This window comes from Sorangium aterium (assembly GCF_028368935.1).
Lineage (GTDB): Bacteria > Myxococcota_A > Polyangia > Polyangiales > Polyangiaceae > Sorangium > Sorangium atrum.
In genome coordinates, this window is the sequence record NZ_JAQNDK010000001.1 from 738,541 (window position 1) to 755,847 (window position 17,307).

The 17,307-nt window shown below is 70.8% G+C and carries 12 protein-coding genes; 9 read left to right on the plus strand and 3 right to left on the minus strand.

What is annotated here, in order from left to right:
* Positions 1 to 109: 109 nt before the first annotated feature.
* Positions 110 to 1,624, plus strand: a complete 1,515-nt coding sequence (locus POL72_RS02540; RefSeq protein ID WP_272093381.1) for a PPC domain-containing protein — start codon at positions 110 to 112, stop codon at positions 1,622 to 1,624.
* Between the two features lie 186 nt (positions 1,625 to 1,810).
* Complete coding sequence (locus tag POL72_RS02545) at positions 1,811 to 3,958, plus strand: M3 family metallopeptidase (protein ID WP_272093382.1); 2,148 nt, start codon at positions 1,811 to 1,813, stop codon at positions 3,956 to 3,958.
* Between the two features lie 117 nt (positions 3,959 to 4,075).
* On the opposite strand, the gene POL72_RS02550 is transcribed toward POL72_RS02545, so the two are convergent.
* Positions 4,076 to 6,877 carry a tetratricopeptide repeat protein gene (locus POL72_RS02550; protein WP_272093383.1) on the minus strand — a complete coding sequence of 934 codons (2,802 nt, stop codon included), beginning with the start codon at positions 6,875 to 6,877 and terminating at the stop codon, positions 4,076 to 4,078.
* A gap of 149 nt (positions 6,878 to 7,026) precedes the next feature.
* Here POL72_RS02550 and POL72_RS02555 point away from each other — a divergent pair, with 149 nt between their 5' ends.
* Positions 7,027 to 7,332, plus strand: a complete 306-nt coding sequence (locus tag POL72_RS02555; protein WP_272093384.1) for a hypothetical protein — start codon at positions 7,027 to 7,029, stop codon at positions 7,330 to 7,332.
* A 14-nt stretch (positions 7,333 to 7,346) separates the two neighbouring features.
* Here POL72_RS02555 and POL72_RS02560 read toward each other — a convergent pair whose 3' ends face one another.
* Both POL72_RS02560 and POL72_RS50910 read right to left on the minus strand, forming a co-directional pair.
* Positions 7,347 to 8,675, minus strand: a complete 1,329-nt coding sequence (locus tag POL72_RS02560; RefSeq protein ID WP_272093385.1) for a serine/threonine-protein kinase — start codon at positions 8,673 to 8,675, stop codon at positions 7,347 to 7,349.
* The gene (locus POL72_RS50910) at positions 8,672 to 9,895 is read right to left on the minus strand and encodes an FHA domain-containing protein (RefSeq protein WP_272093386.1); all 1,224 of its coding nucleotides are present in this window, start codon (positions 9,893 to 9,895) and stop codon (positions 8,672 to 8,674) included. Before POL72_RS50910 ends, POL72_RS02560 begins: the two co-directional genes overlap by 4 nt.
* A 105-nt stretch (positions 9,896 to 10,000) precedes the next feature.
* Here POL72_RS50910 and pilB point away from each other — a divergent pair, with 105 nt between their 5' ends.
* From pilB to POL72_RS02595, 6 genes are all read left to right on the plus strand, one after another.
* Positions 10,001 to 11,701 carry a type IV-A pilus assembly ATPase PilB gene (pilB, locus tag POL72_RS02570; protein ID WP_272093387.1) on the plus strand — a complete coding sequence of 567 codons (1,701 nt, stop codon included), beginning with the start codon at positions 10,001 to 10,003 and terminating at the stop codon, positions 11,699 to 11,701.
* A 4-nt stretch (positions 11,702 to 11,705) separates the two neighbouring features.
* Positions 11,706 to 12,845 (plus strand): type IV pilus twitching motility protein PilT, encoded by a 1,140-nt coding sequence (locus POL72_RS02575; protein ID WP_272093388.1) that lies wholly within the window; start codon positions 11,706 to 11,708, stop codon positions 12,843 to 12,845.
* Between the two features lie 197 nt (positions 12,846 to 13,042).
* A complete protein-coding gene (lexA, locus tag POL72_RS02580) occupies positions 13,043 to 13,735 on the plus strand; it encodes a transcriptional repressor LexA (protein ID WP_272093389.1) in 693 nt (230 codons plus the stop codon).
* A gap of 108 nt (positions 13,736 to 13,843) precedes the next feature.
* Positions 13,844 to 14,170, plus strand: a complete 327-nt coding sequence (locus POL72_RS02585; RefSeq protein ID WP_012237102.1) for a DUF4398 domain-containing protein — start codon at positions 13,844 to 13,846, stop codon at positions 14,168 to 14,170.
* An 8-nt stretch (positions 14,171 to 14,178) separates the two neighbouring features.
* Positions 14,179 to 15,327 carry an OmpA family protein gene (locus POL72_RS02590; protein ID WP_272093390.1) on the plus strand — a complete coding sequence of 383 codons (1,149 nt, stop codon included), beginning with the start codon at positions 14,179 to 14,181 and terminating at the stop codon, positions 15,325 to 15,327.
* A 246-nt stretch (positions 15,328 to 15,573) separates the two neighbouring features.
* Positions 15,574 to 17,226 carry a hypothetical protein gene (locus POL72_RS02595; RefSeq protein ID WP_272093391.1) on the plus strand — a complete coding sequence of 551 codons (1,653 nt, stop codon included), beginning with the start codon at positions 15,574 to 15,576 and terminating at the stop codon, positions 17,224 to 17,226.
* Positions 17,227 to 17,307: the final 81 nt, after the last annotated feature.

Here is a 17,307-nt window from a genome sequence, read left to right on the forward strand (position 1 = left end):
GTCAAAAGCGTGCGCTCCCATGGCGCGCAGGACGAGCAGAAGCGTAGGTGTATATTTCCCACGCCGCTACACCAGGGGTCGCTGTGGGATAGAAAACGTTGGAGGTGCCATGAAGTCGATGCATTTTCTGGGTTTCTTCGTGCTCGGCACGATCGCGGCGACCGCCGCAGGCTGCGGCGGAGGCAACGAGGGCGACGGCGGCGGAGGCGAGGGAGGAGCCGGGAGCACCACGACGTCCTCCGCGACCACCGGCCCCGTCGCCGGCAGCACCTCCACGGGCGCGGGCGAGGTGGACGACGGCAACGATAGCCCCGAGGAAGCGGAGCCGATCCAACCCGAGGACAACTGGCTTTCGGGGACGCTCGAGCCGCTGGACACGGACGCTGACTACTACAGCTTCACTGGAGCCAAGGGTCAGCCCGTGTATATCCTGAGCGACGCGAAGCCTTCGGATGACGAGCGGGATCCGACATACCCCGATACAGTCATCACGGTGCTTGACGCCGACGGGAACCAGCTCGCGCAAAACGACGACCCGGCCCGGGGCTTCACCAACGACAGCGAGCTCCTCACCGTCCTGCCAGCGGACGGCGAGTACTTCATCGTCGTCCAGGATTGCAACGCAGCCTTCCCGCAGTTCGCCTTCCCGGACGGTTGCTTCAACCCGGCGGACGTCCTGAGCTTCGACTATGGGCTGCGGCTCATCCCGCTCGATGTGGCGGAGAGCGACACCGATAGCCTCATCGGCGATACGGAGCCCAACAATGACGCCGAGCAGGCCGTGCAGCTGCACTATGAGCTGAACGACGACGAGTCGGGCCACTTCACCACCTTCGCGTTCGGCAATTTCGAGAGCGCGACCGACGTCGATGTGTATTCGTTCACCCCGCCGGAGACCCCGGCGGTCGACAACGCCATCCTCGCCCAGCTGATCGCCGACCAGCCGACGGGGATCGAGGGCAACGGCGCGACGGTGGACGTCAGCGAGATCGCCGTGTTCGCTTCGACCGATCTGACCAACGCCTACGCGAAGGTGGACCCGTCGACGGGCGGCGATATCGCCCTCCCGGTGGAAGCCGGGCAAGAGTACTTCGTCTTCGTCAAGCGCCCTGCGGGCGAGGTGGGAAAGAACGATTTCTACATCCTGCTGCACAACCGCACGAACTCCGATCCCCTCGAGGCCGAGGACGAGACCAACGGTGTCATTGAGACGCCGGAAGCCGGCCTGGTCTCCTTCCCCAACGGGGGAGGCGGCGTCAGCTACGCGATCGAGGGGCAGATCGTCGACGGAGAGACCGCAGACGTCGACATCTATGCGGTCCCCCTCGACGACGTGGAGGCGGGCTGGACGTTCTCGGTCATCTGCGAAGCGCAGCGCAACGGGTCCGGGGTCCGCGAGCTCAGCGCCGAGGTGCTGAACGGAGACGGCGCACCGATCGACACCGCCACCTACTCGGCGACGGAGACCGAAGACGAAAACCTGTACGTCGAGCGGGTCGCGATCCCGGAGGGCGCGGCGGACAACCGGTTGCTCGTCAAGGTATCGGCCGGAACGCCCGCCGCCGACGTGACGAGCCGAGGGTACAACTGCCTCTTCGCTTACCTGCCGCCGGAGACCAACTGAGGGTCTGAAGCACCTCGCGGCGTGAGCGCCCGTCCACCGGGCGCTCACGCCGGGTGCTCTGGAGCACGCGGCGCAAGACCGCGCTCGAAGGCCGGCACCGCGCTCCGTCGTCGGCAGACCCGCGGGAGCAGATCGCCGGCGGCTGCCCCCGGGCCTCCCCGCTCCCCGTGGTATAGCCCGACCGACATGAAGGTCGGCACCACACCCGCGCGCTCAGGGCTCCTCTCCCTTCTCCTGCTCGTCGCCTGCAACGCTGGCACCCAGACCGGTGAGGTCTCCTCGCCGGCCAGGACCGGCGGCGCCGCGCCGCAGGGGGCGACGTCGACGCCGGCGACGACCGCGCCGCCCGAGCCGACGCCGCGCGCCGAGTTCGATCCCGTGGCGCAGGGGCTCACCGTGGAGGGAGTGAAGCAGCTCTGCGACGAGCACCTGCGCGCCGCAGAGGGGCACCTCGCCGCGATCCGGGCGCTCCGAGGCGCGCCGCCGGAGAAGCTCACCTACGCCGCGACGCTCGGGCGGTTCGACGACGCCGCGCTCGAGGTGAACAGCGCGGGCGAGTTCCCGTACTTGATGGGGGTCGCGCACCCGGACGCGGCGGTGCGAGAGGCCGCGAGGCTCTGCGAGCCGAAGGTCGACAGGTTCACGACCGCGATGTGGCTGGACGCCGATCTCGCCGCCGTCATCGAGGCGTACGCCGAGAGAGGCGACGCGCGCGAGGCGTTGAACGGTGAGCGCGCCCGGCTGCTCGCCGATGTCCTCCGCGACTTCCGCCGCAACGGGCTGTCGCTGCCGGTAGACCGACAGCAGCGCCTCCGCGACGTGAACGAGCAGATCACCCGCATCGGACAGGAGTTCATGTCGAACCTGTCCGCCTCGACCGCATCGATCGAGATCGCGCCCGCGTCCCTCCAGGGGCTGCCCAAGGAGTACGTGGCGAAGCACGCGCCGAAGGCGAACGGCAAGGTCGAGATCACCACCGACTACCCCGACTTCTTCCCGTTCGTCACCTACGCCAAGGACCGCAAGGCCGCGCTCGATCTCTACGTCCTGTTCACCAACCGCGGCGGCGAGAAGAACGTGAAGCTGATCGATCGCCTCCTCGCGCTCCGCTCCGAGAAGGCGAAGATGCTCGGCTACAAGAGCTGGGCCGACTACGCCATCGAGCCGCGAATGGCCAAGACGAGCGGCGCCGTGCGCGGCTTCCTTGACCAGGTCAGGGCCGCGCTGAAAGAGCCCGCCAAGGCCGAGTTCGCCGCGCTGATGAAGGAGCACGCGCGGCTCGGGGGAAAGCCGACCGACAAGCTCCCCCCCTCGGATCGCTACTTCCTCGAGGACCGTGTCCGCGCGTCCACGTACCAGTTCGACTCGCAGGCGCTCTCGGACTACCTCGAGCTCGGCGCGGTGAAGCAGGGGCTCATGGACATCACCGCGAGGATGTACGCCCTCGAGTACAAGGAGGTCCCCGCGAAGGCGTGGCACCCCGACGTGACCGCGTACGAGGTGCGCTCCGAGGGCAAGCTGATCGGCAAGTTTTACCTCGACCTCTACAGCAGGCCCGACAAGTACAAACATGCCGCGATGTTCGCCGTGCGGACGGCGAAGCTGCTCGACGACGGGTCGTGGCAGACCCCCGTCGCGGCGCTCGAGTGCAACTTCCCGAAGCCGGGGGCGCAGCCGGCGCTGATGTCCCACGAGGACGTGGTGACGTTCTTCCACGAGTTCGGGCACGTGCTGCACCACCTCCTGACGCGCTCGGAGCTGGCCTCCTATTCAGGGACCGCGACGGTGCGCGACTTCGTCGAGGCGCCGAGCCAGATGTTCGAGGAGTGGGCGTGGTCGCGCGAGGTGCTCGATCTGTTCGCGAAGCACCACGCGACCGGCGAGAAGATCCCGGACGCCCTCTTCCAGGCGATGACCCGCGCGCGAGGCTTCGGTCGAGCGCTCGCGACGCAGCGGCAGCTCACGCTCGCGTCGATCGATCTGGAGCTCCACACCCGCGATCCTGGCTTCGACGCGACCCTGGTCGTGGAGCAGGCGCAGCGCGCGAACGAGTCCTTCGCGTTCGTGAAGGGGACGCACCTCCAGTCGAGCTTCGGACACCTCATCACCTACGACGCGGGCTACTACGGCTACCAGTGGGCGCTGTCGCTCTCGCGCGACGTGCTCACCCGCTTCAAGAAGGAAGGCCTGCTGAACCCCGCCGTCGCGCGCGCCTTCCGCGACGAGGTGCTCGCGAAGGGCGGCGGCGTCGAGGCGGGAGCGCTCGTCGCCCGCTTCCTCGGTCGACCGCCGAGCCACGACGCGTACCTCGCTTACCTCCAGGGCAAGGAGTGAACGGGCCAGCCGCGGAGCGGACGCAGCGCTCGGCGATGGCAAGGCCTGCGCTGAGCGCTCGGCCGCGGAGCGGCGCAGGGGTCTGGCCATCCGTGATCGGACGCCTGACGGGAAAGCTCAGGGCTCGATCGCGACGCCGAGCTCCTCGCGCAAGGCGTGGTAGGCGTCCGAGACCGTGAACGAGAGGAGATCGCCGATCTTCTCCTCGGCCGTCAGCACGCCCGGCGCGTCTCCCCGCGAGAGCGACGACGCCGCCACCGAGAGATCGCCGGTCAGCAGATAGCCGACCCGGGCAGCGCACCGCTCGACCGATCCCACCCAGTGCGCGAGATCGAGCGGCGCGCGGATCTCGTAGAGCTCGAACACCGCGGCCTCCAGGGCGTCGCGCTCGCTCTCCGTCAGGCGCTCGTCGAGGAGGGGCACCAGCGCGAGCACCGCGCCCTCGAGATCCGCGGGGACGAGCTCCGACGGCCTCGCCACCTTGACGGCCGCCGCCAGGCAGACGCCGAGCTCCTCTAGCGACGGGAAATGGAGCAGCAGCCGGTGCGGGCCGACGTGGTACGCGACGTGGCTGCCCACCAGGAACGCGAGCTCGGCCGCCGTCCTCCCGCGGAGCGCCTCGCCGCCGACGAGGACGCTCGGCTCTTCGACCGCCACCGCGGCGACCGCGATCGGCGCGTCCTTGCGGAGGTAGACCGCTGGCGAGGCGATCCCGAGACACCGGCTCGCCCACGAGAACAGGCGAACCACGCCCGCCGCGTTCCGCTCCGCGTCGGCGCGCGCGGCCGGATCGAGCTGGGGGACCCGCTTCTCCCGCACGCGCTGGGCGAACCGCGCGCGGATCGCCGCGCCGGCGACCGACGCGAGGACCTCCTCGAGGGCGCGATCGCGATCGCCCGCTCGCAGGAGGTCCCACGTCCCGACGCTCAGCCCGCGCGCAGGCTGGACGAGGCCCGCCGGGCGGTGCTCCTCGAAGATGAAGCGCTCCCGCGCCTCGGCCGCGCCGAGGTAAACGGCCACGCTCGCCGCGGACCAGGCCTGGTCGACCTGCCTCAGCTTCTGGAACGTGTCGAACAGGTCGTGAAACACCTGGACGTTGCCGGGATCGAGCACCGCCGCGGCCTGGAGGTGCGCGGCGGCGCGCTCGAGCCGGCCGGCGGTCCGCGCGAGCGACGCCGCGCTGAGCCGCCCCGGGACGTCGTCGGGCCGCTCGTCCACCGCGCCCTCGAACGCCTCCAGCGCGGAGGTGGGATCCTCGAGGTGATCGCGGAAGAGCATGCCGAGGCGGCGGCAGAGCTCCCAGGTGACGTCGCTCCGGACGCGCAGGTCGGGGATGCGCTGCGCCCGATCGAGCATGCGCCGGTACGCGAGCTCGAGCTCGCCCCACTCCTGCCGCGCCGAGAGGAGGATCGCGATGAGGGAGAGCGGATCGAGGAACGTGGGATCTGCGTCCAGCGCGAGCTCGAGCAGCTCGATCCCGTCCCGCTCCCGCGTGACCTCGGTCAGGGTCGCGCGGGCCTCGCCTTGCATCGCGGCGCGCGCGAGCTCCAGGAGCGCGACCGCCCGCTGCCTCGGCTCCTCTATCCTCTCGATGAGGCAGCGGCGCGCCTCGATCGACGCATCGACGTCGCCCGCGGCCTGGTAGAGCCGGCCCAGGCTGCGCAAGACAGCTGTGTCGTCGGGGCGGAGCTCCCGCGCCCGCTCGAGGAGCTCCAGCGCGCGCGCCGGCTCTCCGGCGATGCCCTCCCAGCGCTCCGCGAACTGGACGAGGAACCCGAAGCGATCGCCGTCCCCCTCGACGCGCGTGAGCAGCCGCTCCTCCGCGATGCGCAGCCGGACGAAGTCGCGCCCGGTGAGGTGGAGCTCGACCAGGGCCTCGAGCGCGGGCCGGTGCTCCGGCGCGAGCGCGAGCGCCTTGTCGAAGCTCTCGATCGCCTCGCGGTGCCGCTCCTGGCGCCACCTGGTCTGGGCGATCCGCAGATGCACCTCCGCGCGCGCGTCCCGGTGCGCTACGCCGACGAGCGCGAGCGCCTTCCTGTACGCCGTGAGCGCGCCCTCCAGGTCCCCGGCGGCCGCGAGCATGTCGCCGGCCGCGAGGTACTGCGCGACCGGATCGTCCGGCGCCGGCGCCGGCGTGGTGGCGGCGTCCCGCTCGTCCGCGACGTCCAGCGGCGCGGCCTCGGTCCCCTCCGCCGGGGGCGCGCCCGCGGCGCCGCCGCGAGGGACGAGCACCGAGAAGGAGCCCTGCCCGCCCGTCCGCGCGAAGCACGGGATGGCGCTGGCGAGCTCGGTGTTCCCCTCCACGCGGCGGAAGATCGCCTCCGCGGTGAGGCCGCGCTCCGGCTCGGCCTCGTCGAGGTGCTCGACGAAAGCGCGGGTGAGCACCGACGGCAGATCCGCGTCGAGCGAGCCGATCGGGTGCGCCGCCACGAGGAGCTCGACCCCGGTCACGGAAGACGCCACCGCCTGCTCCGCGGCGGCGACGACGGCGCGCGAGGTCGCCCCGGGGCCGTGGTGGCACTCGAGGACGAACAGCACCTCGCCGCGCGCGCGATCGCGGAACACCGCGGCGATGTCGCCCAGCGCGTCGCCCAGGCCGGGGTTCTCGGGGTCGAGGCAGAGGAAGAGCTCCCCGTCCGGTGACAGCGCGACCGCGCTGGAGGCGTAGAAGAGGAACAGGGTCGATGCATCGTCGCGCGCGGCGTCCTCCGCGTCGACCAGGGTCCTCCGCGTCGCGACCACCTCATCGAACAGCGCGTCGAGCTGCTCCGCGAGATCCCGGGCGGGATCGACGTCGATCACCCGGAAGCCCGCGTCGTCCAGCGAGAGGCGGGCCCGGATGAGATCTCCGTCCAGCGAGCCGGGCGCCGGCCGCTGATCGCGGTGCAGGCTGGGCGTGGCGACGATGGCCAAGCGCATCAGGGCGCCCTCTTCTCGTTGCGTACGCGCATGCAGGCGAGCAATCTACCCAGGGCCGCGCCCGAAGCGAAGCGGGTTGCCACGCTGCGCCGCACCACGCCGCAGCGTGAGGTCCCCCGAACGAGAGATCGGCCCGGCAGAGAGCAGGCATGAGCGAAGGCAGGCGTCGTTGGTGGACGGAAGCACCCGGCAGCGCACGAGCAGCTCGCGCCGCGTCAGCCGCGTCAATTGCGCTCGCGGTCGCCCTCGCGCCCGGCTGCGGGAGCGTGTGCGACGAGGCGACGGAGCACACCGAGGAGTGCGGCTTCCACGGCAGCGGCATCTCCGCCGAGGCGTCGTGCGACGGCCGCGCCCGGTGCGCGTCGGCGTGCGCGGCGGAGGCTCCCTGCGGCGCGTTCGATGGAACCGACGCGGCCGCGTTCGATCGGTACCAGCGCTGCCTCGAAGATTGCTGAGCCCGCCGCGGCGCTCAGCGGGCGGCCCGGACGAGCGCGGCGCCGTCCGGCGGGCGGTCGTCGTCCGGGCCGAGGCACCGCAGCGACAGCTCTTTCCAGGGGGCGAGCCCCTCGCCGCCGAGGGGCTCGAGGTGGACGAGGACGTCCTCGAGCACGCGGCCGAAGCCGTAGACGTCATCGCGCGGATCGCTCGCCCGCCCGGCGAGCCGCTCGGGTGAGACGTACCCTGGGCTGCCGCCGGCCGACGGCGCGCCACGGGGCCTGGCCAGCCCGAAATCGGTGAGCACCGGCTCGCCGAGGTTGCGCAGGAGCACGTTGGCCGGCTTCACGTCCGCGTGGACGTAGCCGCGCTCATGGATGCGGGCGAGCGCGCGCGCGAGCGGACGCGCCCACCGCGCGATCGGCGCGAGCGCCGCCGCGTCGCCCGCGCGGAGCACGTCTTTCACCGACCCCCGCGCGATCCACTCGAGCGCGATCCAGCCCTCCTCGGGGTCCGCGTCGAACACCCGCACGACGCCGGGGCCCGCGAGCGCCGCGGCGAGCCGCACCTCGCGGGTGAGGTGCGCCCGATCGCTGCCCCGCCCGTGGTAGACCTTGAACCCGATGCGCCGGCCGAGCGCCTCGTCCTCGGCCTCGTAGACCGCGCCAGCGCCGCCGCGCGCCACCTCGCGGAGCAGGCGGAACGGGCTCTTGCCCGCCGAGGGCGCGACCACGGTCGCGTCGTCCACGCGGGCGACCGCGGCGGGCCGATCCGCGCCGAGCGCCGCCCGCCAGCGCTGGTGGCGCTCGCGCGCGCCTGGCGCGCCGATCTCCCGGACGAGCACCCGCTCGATCGCGCCGACCGCGCGCGGGAGCTGCCCCAGCGAGGCGTAGAGATCGGCCGCGAGGACGAGGCCCTCGGTCGAGGACACCGGCTGCGCGCGCGACGCGCCCCCGCGCTCGCGCGACGCGGCGCCCTCCAGCACGGCGAGCGCGCCCTGCTCGTCGCCCCGAGCCGCCAGCAGATCCGCGCAGGCCACGCGGATCGGATCGGGCAGCACCCGCTCCTCCATCGCCGCGACGAGGTGCGCCACGGCCTCGGCCTCCCGGAGCGTCCCGCGCGCCCGCCGGAGCACCGCGATCACCTCGTCCGTCGAGGGCCCCTCGCGCGCGCCGGAGCTCCGCAGGCGCGCGATGTCGTCGCTCTCGCGCGACGCGCGCGCCTGCGGCCGCTCCGCTCGCGCCGGATGCGCGCCGCCCCCGACGTCCGCCCCGCCCGGCGCGCCGCCGCTCGCGTCCGCCGGCGCACCGCCGTCCGCCGCGGCGCCGCCGAGGCGCTCCTTGAGCCGGCGCCACAGGCTCACGCCGGGCCGCCCTCGGCGCCGCCGCGCCGGATCGACGTTGCCTCGCCGGCGGGGGGTAGCCGGAAGACCGCCGTCCCCCCGCGCGCCGAGGCGATCGCGTCGCCCGCGCAGAGCTCGACCGACGGCGCGAGCTGGTAGTCGCCGAGGAACGGCGGCGGCGCCCCCGGCGGCGTCTTCAGCGCGACGAAGGACGATGCCCCCGCCCGATCGAGGCGGATCCGCCAGGGACCGACCGGCAGATCGCCGAGCGGCGCCGTGAAGCGATCGCCGGCGATCTCCACCACGCACCCCTCCCCGGTCCCCGGCGCGATCGCGCACGGCACCTCCCCGCCGAGCAGGAGCTGCACGCCGCGGCCGACGGGCAGCGGCCCCGTGAGCCGCGCGCCCGCCAGCGTCGTGCCGTTGCGCGTCCCGAGATCCTCGACCTCGACGCCGGACGGGCCGCGCCGGATCCGCACGTGCGTCCTGCTGACGGCGCGGGACGCGATGACGATGGTCGCCTCGCCGCGGCCGATCGTGACCTCGTCGCCGAGCGCGCACCGCAGGAGGGCGCCGCCGAGCTCGAGCGAGAGGATCGGCCCCGAGAGGAGCCGCGCGCGGATCGCGCGCAGGGCGTCGGCCACCTGCTCGCCGCCGCGGTTCCCGGCGATCCAGGCCTCGGCCACCCCGATCGCCTCGCGGCGCTCCGCCATCCGGTCGAGATCCGCGATCGATCGCAGGACCGCAGCGAGCTCTCGCTGGTCCCTCTCGACGGTCATCGCGGAGCGGAGCCGCTCCTCGAGCCGCTCGATCGCGCCCGCCGCGGCCAGCACCCGCGTCTCCGACTCGGTGTCGCCCACCAGGGCGTATGCGTCGGCCGCGCGCTCGAGCTCGCCCGCCTCCTCGAGCTCGCGCGCGACGGCCAGCGCCTCGCTCCGCATCACGCTCGCGCCCCGCGCGCGCACCAGATCGAACGCGAGCAGCGCCTTGCGCCCGAGCGCCGAGCGCTTGAGCTCGGGGCTCTCCGCCATGCGGGACGCCGACGCGCAGAAGGCGATCCGCTTCTCGACGCTTCGCTCGGCGTCCGCCCGGAGGAGGAGGACCCGGGCCGCGTCGTCCGGCATCCCGGCGTCGAGGTACAGCTCGACCGCCCCCGCGAGATCGCCGGCGAGCTCCTTGGCCTCGGCCGCCCTGCGTCGGCTGTCCCCCCGCCTGAGCCCGAACCACTCAAAGAGACTCACGCAGCGCCATCCTCGCCACCATCCGACATCCTACCCTTGATGCGCGCCGGCCCCAACCGCCAGCGTTGACTCCCTCCCTCGTCACCCGCAGGATTTGCGGCCTCGATGTCGACAACGAACCGCCTCGGCGAACTGCTCGTCCGCGAAAAGCTCATCAGCCTCCAGCAGCTCAGGCAAGCCCAAGAGGAGCAGCGCAAGACAGGTCAGAACCTCGGGTACGCGCTCGCCAAGCTCGGGTACATCTCCGACGGAGAGATCACGAGCTTCCTCTCGACGCAGTACCGCGTCCCGGCCGTCGCCCTCGACGAGTACGAGATCGACGCGGAGGTCTCGCGCCTCGTCTCGCGGGACGTCTGCGAGAAGCACAAGATCATCCCCATCTCCAGGTCGGGGACGGCGCTCGTCGTGGCGATGGCCGATCCGACGAACCTCCACGCGATCGACGACATCAAGTTCCTCACGGGCTTCAACGTCGAGCCCGTCGTCGCGTCCGAGACCGGCATCACGGAGGCGATCGAGCGCGCCTACAACGTCGGGCCCTCCTACGACGAGGTGCTGAGCGAGTTCGGGGAGGAGGAGGTCGGCTTCCAGGTCGAGGCCGACGACGTGAACGTCCTCGAGCTGGAGAAGGCCGCCGAGGGCGCGCCCGTGGTCCGGCTCGTCAACGCGATCCTCCTGAACGCCATCAAGAAGGGCGCGAGCGACATCCACGTCGAGCCGTACGAGAAGAAGCTCCGCGTGCGCTACCGCATCGACGGCGTGCTGATGGAGGAGATGCAGCCGCCGATCAAGCTGAAGAACGCGATCTCGAGCCGCCTCAAGATCATGAGCTCGCTCGACATCGCCGAGCGGCGGCTCCCGCAGGACGGCCGCATCAAGCTGAAGATGGGCAGGGGCCGGGAGATGGACTTCCGCGTCTCGGTGCTCCCGACGCTCTGGGGCGAGAAGATCGTCCTCCGCCTCCTCGACAAGTCGAACCTGCAGCTCGACATGGCGAAGCTCGGCTTCGATGCGAAGCCGCTCGCGGACTTCAAGTGGGCGATCGGCCAGCCGTGGGGCATGGTCCTCGTCACCGGCCCGACCGGCTCCGGCAAGACGACGACCCTCTACTCGGCGCTCTCGGAGCTCAACCAGATCGGCTCGAACATCAGCACCGCCGAGGACCCTGTCGAGTACAACCTGCACGGCATCAACCAGGTGCAGATGCACGACGACATCGGGCTGAACTTCGCGATGTCGCTGCGGTCGTTCCTCCGGCAGGACCCGGACATCATCATGGTCGGCGAGATCCGCGACTTCGAGACGGCCGAGATCGCGGTCAAGGCCGCGCTCACCGGCCACCTCGTGCTCTCGACGCTGCACACGAACGACGCGCCGTCGACGATCTCGCGCCTCCTCAACATGGGCGTGGAGCCGTTCCTCATCACCGCCAGCGTGAACCTCGTGCTGGCCCAGCGCCTCGCGCGCAAGATCTGCCCCGACTGCCGCGTCCCGCTGAAGGTCGACGCGAGGGTGCTCCTCGACTTCGGCTTCACCGAGCAGCAGGTGGCGCGCGCGGAGCTCGTCCGCGGCGCGGGCTGCAAGACGTGCAACGGCTCGGGCTACAAGGGCCGCGTCGCGCTCTACGAGGTCATGCGCTTCACCGACGCGCTGAAGGAGATGGTCCTCCAGGGCGCGTCCACGGCCGAGCTCAAGGCCGCCGCGATCAAGGGCGGGATGCTGACCCTCCGGATGAGCGGGATCGAGAAGGTGCTCGCGGGCGTCACCACGACCGAGGAGGTCGGCCGCGTGACGATGGGGGACTGAGCGCATGACCACCGAGCTCGTCGGACAGCAGGAAGGCCTCCGGTACACGCTCCAGCAGCTCCTCCGCGCGATGGTGGAGAAGGGCGCGAGCGACATGCACATCACGAGCGGCACGCCGCCGCTCCTGCGCATCGACGGCACGGTGGTGCCGCTGAAGCTCCCGCCGCTCATGCCGAGCGACACGAAGCAGCTCTGCTACTCGGTGCTCAGCGAGGAGCAGGTGGCGGCGTTCGAGCAGCGCAACGAGCTCGATCTCTCGTTCGGCATGAAGGGGCTCGCCCGCTTCCGCGCCAACATCTACATGCAGCGCGGCGCCGTCGCGGCCGCCTTCCGGCAGATCCCCTTCCGGATCATGAACTTCGACGAGCTGGGCCTGCCGCCGGTCGTGCTCGACATCACCGCCAAGCCCCGCGGCCTCGTGCTCGTGACGGGCCCGACGGGCTCGGGCAAGACGACCACGCTCGCGAGCATCATCGACAAGATCAACGCGGAGCAGCGGCTGCACATCCTCACGATCGAGGATCCGATCGAGTACCTGCACCCGCACAAGCTGTCGCTCGTGAACCAGCGCGAGATCGGCTCCGACACCGCGTCGTTCAAGGACGCCCTGCGGTACGCCCTGCGCCAGGATCCGGACGTCGTGCTCGTCGGTGAGATGCGCGACCTGGAGACCGTCGAGTCGGCGCTGACGATCGCCGAGACCGGCCACCTCGTCTTCGCGACGCTCCACACGAACTCGGCGATCTCGACGATCAACCGCATCATCGACGTCTTCCCGCCGCACCAGCAGTCGCAGGTGCGCCAGCAGCTCTCGTTCACGCTCGTCGCCGTAATGACGCAGCTCCTCCTGCCGCGCGCGAACGGCCCGGGGCGCGTCATGGCGATGGAGGTGATGATCCCGAACGCCGCGATCCGGAACCTCATCCGCGAGGACAAGCTCCACCAGATCTACTCGCAGATGCAGGTGGGCCAGGCCGGCAGCGGCATGCAGACGATGGCCCAGTCGCTCGTGTCCCTCTACCAGCGCCGGATGATCACGATGGAGGAGGCGTTCGCCGCCGCCGCCGACGCCGACGAGATCCGGGCGATGCTCGAGCCCCGTCAGGCGATGAGCTCACGGAACAACGTCCCGAAGCAGCCTTGACCACAACGGGCCCCTGCCCTTCGGTTCACCCTGCACGCTCGACGCGCCTCGGGGCTCACGGCGCGGCGCGGCGGGAGGCGGACGGACGGGCGGACGAGCGCCGCTGGCTTCCAGAAATTCGCAGTGAAATCGAGCCCCTGGCGAGAGGGCTCCACACTTTTTTGACATCTACCCAACCGTTCAGTAGGTTCCGCCCGATGCAGGGGCTCACCGAGCGACAACAGCAGGTGCTTCACTATATCCGGCAGTCGATCAGCGAGCGCGGGTACCCGCCGACGCTGCGCGAGATCGGCGCGCATATGGGGATTCGCTCGACGAACGGGGTGAACGATCACCTCCGAGCGCTCGAGCGCAAGGGCTACCTCACGCGCGAGGACATGAAGTCGCGCGCGCTCCGCCCGCGGGATCTCGATGGCGCCGGCTCCGGCGGCGGCGCCGATCTCCGCGGCGCGCTCGTGAACGGCGGGAACGACGCCCCCGCGAACGACCAGGAGGACGACCTCGTCGAGATCGCGGTCGTCGGCCGGATCGCCGCGGGCTTGCCCATCCTCGCCGAGGAGCACGTCCTCGATACGGTCCGGATCGAGCGCACGCTCGTGCGCGGCGGGCGCGAGGTGTTCGGCCTGCGCGTCACCGGCGACTCGATGATCGAGGCGGGCATCTTCAGCGGCGACTACATCTTCGTGCGCCGGCAGCTCACCGCGCAGCGCGGCGACATCGTGGTGGCGCTGATCGGCGACGAGGCGACCGTGAAGTACTTCTTCCCCGAGAAGGACTACGTGCGCTTCCAGCCGGCGAACGCGGCGATGGCCCCGATCCTGGTCCGGGCGAGCGACTTCAAGCCCGCGATGCTCCTGGGCGTGGTCGTCGGCGTCTACCGGAAGCTCTGACCTCACACTTCCCTTCCCCGAGCCGGTTGACGTGCGCCGAGCGGCCTTGATAGCGTCGCGACGGCCGGGCAGACGGTCTTAGGTGCCCGCTCCAGAAAGAACGCGATCGTGACGACGCACGGGCGGCGATTCGGGACTTGGATTTCAGGCGCGGGCATGGTGCTCGCGGCGGCCCTCACGGGCGGCTGCGGCGGTACCCTCTACGCGTTCACCGCGAACTCGGCCTCGAGCAAGCTCGAGACGGCCGAGGCGCTCGGCGCAGAGAAGTATGCGCCGTACGAGTACTACACCGCGCGCGAGCACCTCTGGAAGGCTCGGGAGGAGGCCGCGGCCGCCGACTACGGCGACGCGATCGACTTCGCCGACGTCGCAGAGGAGTACGCGGACAAGGCGATCACCCTAGCGAAACAGGCGCACGAGGGCGCGGGTCGATGAGCATTGGAATGACGCGCCGCAGTTCCCGCCGCGCCCGTCGCGCAGGCGCCGTCGCTCTCGTGGCGATCGCCGGGGCCGCCTTCTCGTGCACGCAGGTGCCGGTCATGCGCGGCGACATCGAGGCGCTGACCACCATCGCGAAGCAGGCGGAGCGCAACGGCGCGCTCCGCTGCGCGCCGCGCGAGCTGGCGATGGCGAAGTCGCACCTGTCGTTCGCCTCGGTCGAGCTCGATCAGGGCTTCTTCGTCCGGGCCAAGGAGCACCTCGACATCGCGAAGGCGAACACGCACGCCGCGTACGACCTCTCGCCGCCGCAGAAGTGCGCCGAGCGCGGGTTCGTCGAGGAGGCGCCGCCGCCCAAGCCCGGAGACTGCGATGGCGACGGGCTGCTCGATCCGGACGACAAGAAGTGCCCGTGCGACGCCGAGACCTGGAACGGCTTCCAGGACGATGACGGCTGCCCGGACGATCCGGACACGGACGGCGACGGCCTGACGGACAGCAAGGACAGCTGCGTGCTCCTGCCCGAGGACAAGGACGGCTACCTCGACGAGGACGGCTGCCCCGAGGTCGACAACGACCTCGACACGATCCTCGACGCGAACGACAAGGACAGCACGGGCAAGAACTGCGCGAACGATCCGGAGGATCCGGACGGCTACGAGGACGCCGACGGCTGCCCCGAGCCGGACAACGACCAGGACACCGTGGTCGATCTCGAGGACCAGTGCCCGAACGAGCCGGGCGTGGTCGGCGGCGACAAGCCGGGCTGCCCGAAGAAGCCGAGCCTTGTCATCGTCACCGAGAAGGAGATCAAGATCACGCAGCAGATCCACTTCGAGTTCGACAAGGACAAGATCCGGCCCGAGAGCTTCCCGATCCTCGACGCCGTGGTGGAGGTCCTCCAGCAGAACCCGAAGATCAAGATCGAGATCCAGGGGCACACGGACAACAAGGGCGCCGCGGCCTACAACAAGAAGCTGTCGGATCGGCGTGCGGCCTCGGTGAAGAAGTACCTGGTGGCCAAGGGCATCGACGAGGCCCGGCTGACATCGAAGGGGTACGGCATGGAGCAGCCGATCGTGCCGAACACGTCCGACCAGAACCGCGCCCTGAACCGGCGCGTGCAGTTCGTCCGCACGGAGGGCGCGCAGTAGTCCAGCCGTCACGGGGGCACCGCCTGGCGTGTCGGGGTCCGGTCGCTCTCGACCGCGCAGTCCAGGGGGCCGGACCCGGCCCCCTCATCCTGAAAGCAAGAGCCCCTCCCCAGCACACCCTGGAGGTCAGAACCCGTGTTTTTCCGTCGTTCACGCCGCGCTCGCCTCGCGTCTGCACTGACTTCGCTGTGGATCCTCGGCGCGCCGGCGGTCGCCGGCGCCGCCGGCGAAAAGGACGCGGAGGCGATGAAGCTGCACAACCAGGCGATGGACGATGACTACCTCTCTGTCGAGTTCGACAAGGCGGAGAAGAAGCTCAAAGACGCGCTGAAGAAGTGCGACAAGAACGCCTGCTCGAAGTCGGTGGTCGGCAAGCTGCACATCGCGCTCGGCACGGTGTACGGCGGCGGCAACAAGCTCGAACAGGCCAAGGCCGAGTTCGTGCTTGCGCTCCAGGCCGATCCGAAGGCGGCGCTCATCGACGCGCTGACGACGACCGAGCTGGCCCAGGCGTTCAAGGAGGCGCAGAAGGAGGCGCAGGCCGCCGGGAAGGCCGGGAAGGCGGCGGGCGACGGCGGCGGCAAGGCCACGAAGGCCGCGGCGGGCGACGTTCCCCACACGCCGGTGGCGGAGCAGGCGGTGAACACGCCGGTGCCCGTGTATGTCGAGATCCCGGACGAGATCGACGCGTCCAAGGCGACGGTCCGCTACAAGCCGTTCGGCTCGCCCAAGTGGAAGTCGCTCGAGATGAGGCGTCTCGAGAGCGGCTTCGGCGTGGAGATCCCCTGCGAGGATGTCACGACGACCGGCGATATCCGGTATTTCGTCATCCTGAGGGACGAGGCGGGCGATCCGGTGGGCACCGCCGGCTCGATGCAGGCCCCTCACCGGGTGCCGATCAAGAACGAGATCGAGCACGAGCCGTCGCTGCCTGGCCAGGAGCCGCCGAAGCGGTGCGCCGCGAAGGAGGATTGCCCGCCAGGCCTGCCTGGCTGCCCCGAGGCCGGCGGCAAGCGCGGGGACAAGACCTGGGGCGCGGCCTGCGACGCGACCGAGGAGTGCCAGTCGGGGCTCGCCTGCGTGAACGGGACCTGCGAGCAGGGGAGCGACGAGGGGGGCGGGGCGTCGAAGGGCAAGAGCAAGGGCAACCGCAACGTGGTCGGCGTCTCCGGCCAGCTCGACCTGCTCCTGGTGCGCGGCACGGATTACGTCTGCTCGGGCAGCGACGCCGCCTACGCCTGCTTCTATCCGGGCGGCGACGGCCGGCAGTTCTACGGCGAGCCCGCGGATCTCGAAGGGACGAACGGGGTCAAGGGCGGCCTGAGCCTCGCTGGATGGCGGGTGATGCTGTCGTACGATCGGCAGCTGTTCTCGGATCTGTCGCTGCTCCTCGGCGTACGGGTCGGATTCGCGTTCGGCGGCTCGCCCTCTTCCAAGAACGGGCCGAACCCGTGGTCGGACGGGGCGGGCAATGAGCTGCAGAACCCGCATCTCCAGGCGCTCAGCTTCCTGCCGCTCCATGCGGAGCTCCGCGCCACGTATTTCCTCCTGGGGGATCGGATTGTCGAGAAGGGCGGGTTCCGCCCCTACGCCTTCGTCTCGCCCATCGGGCTGGCCCAGGTGAACGCCTCGGTGCCTGTGGATGTGTGCGATCGCCGCACCGAGGAAGGGGATCCTCTGAGCACCAGCAGCAGCAACAGGTGTCCGGCGAACACCCGCTACGTCGAGAATCTCGATGCCTACCAGATCACCGGGCGGAACTTTTCGGCGCTAGGCGCCGGTGTGGTCTATGGCATCACCCAGAACTTCGGTGTGTCCGCCGAGATGAAGGTGATGCTGATGTGGCCAACGCTCGGCCTCGTCCTGGCCCCCACCGTCAGCCCCGTGTTCGCCTTCTAGTATTCCGTCGCCTGAAGGTCGTCCCGGGTTGGGCGCGCGCTCTTGCCGATCCGCCCGGCCGCCAGCGAGGGTGTTCATCGC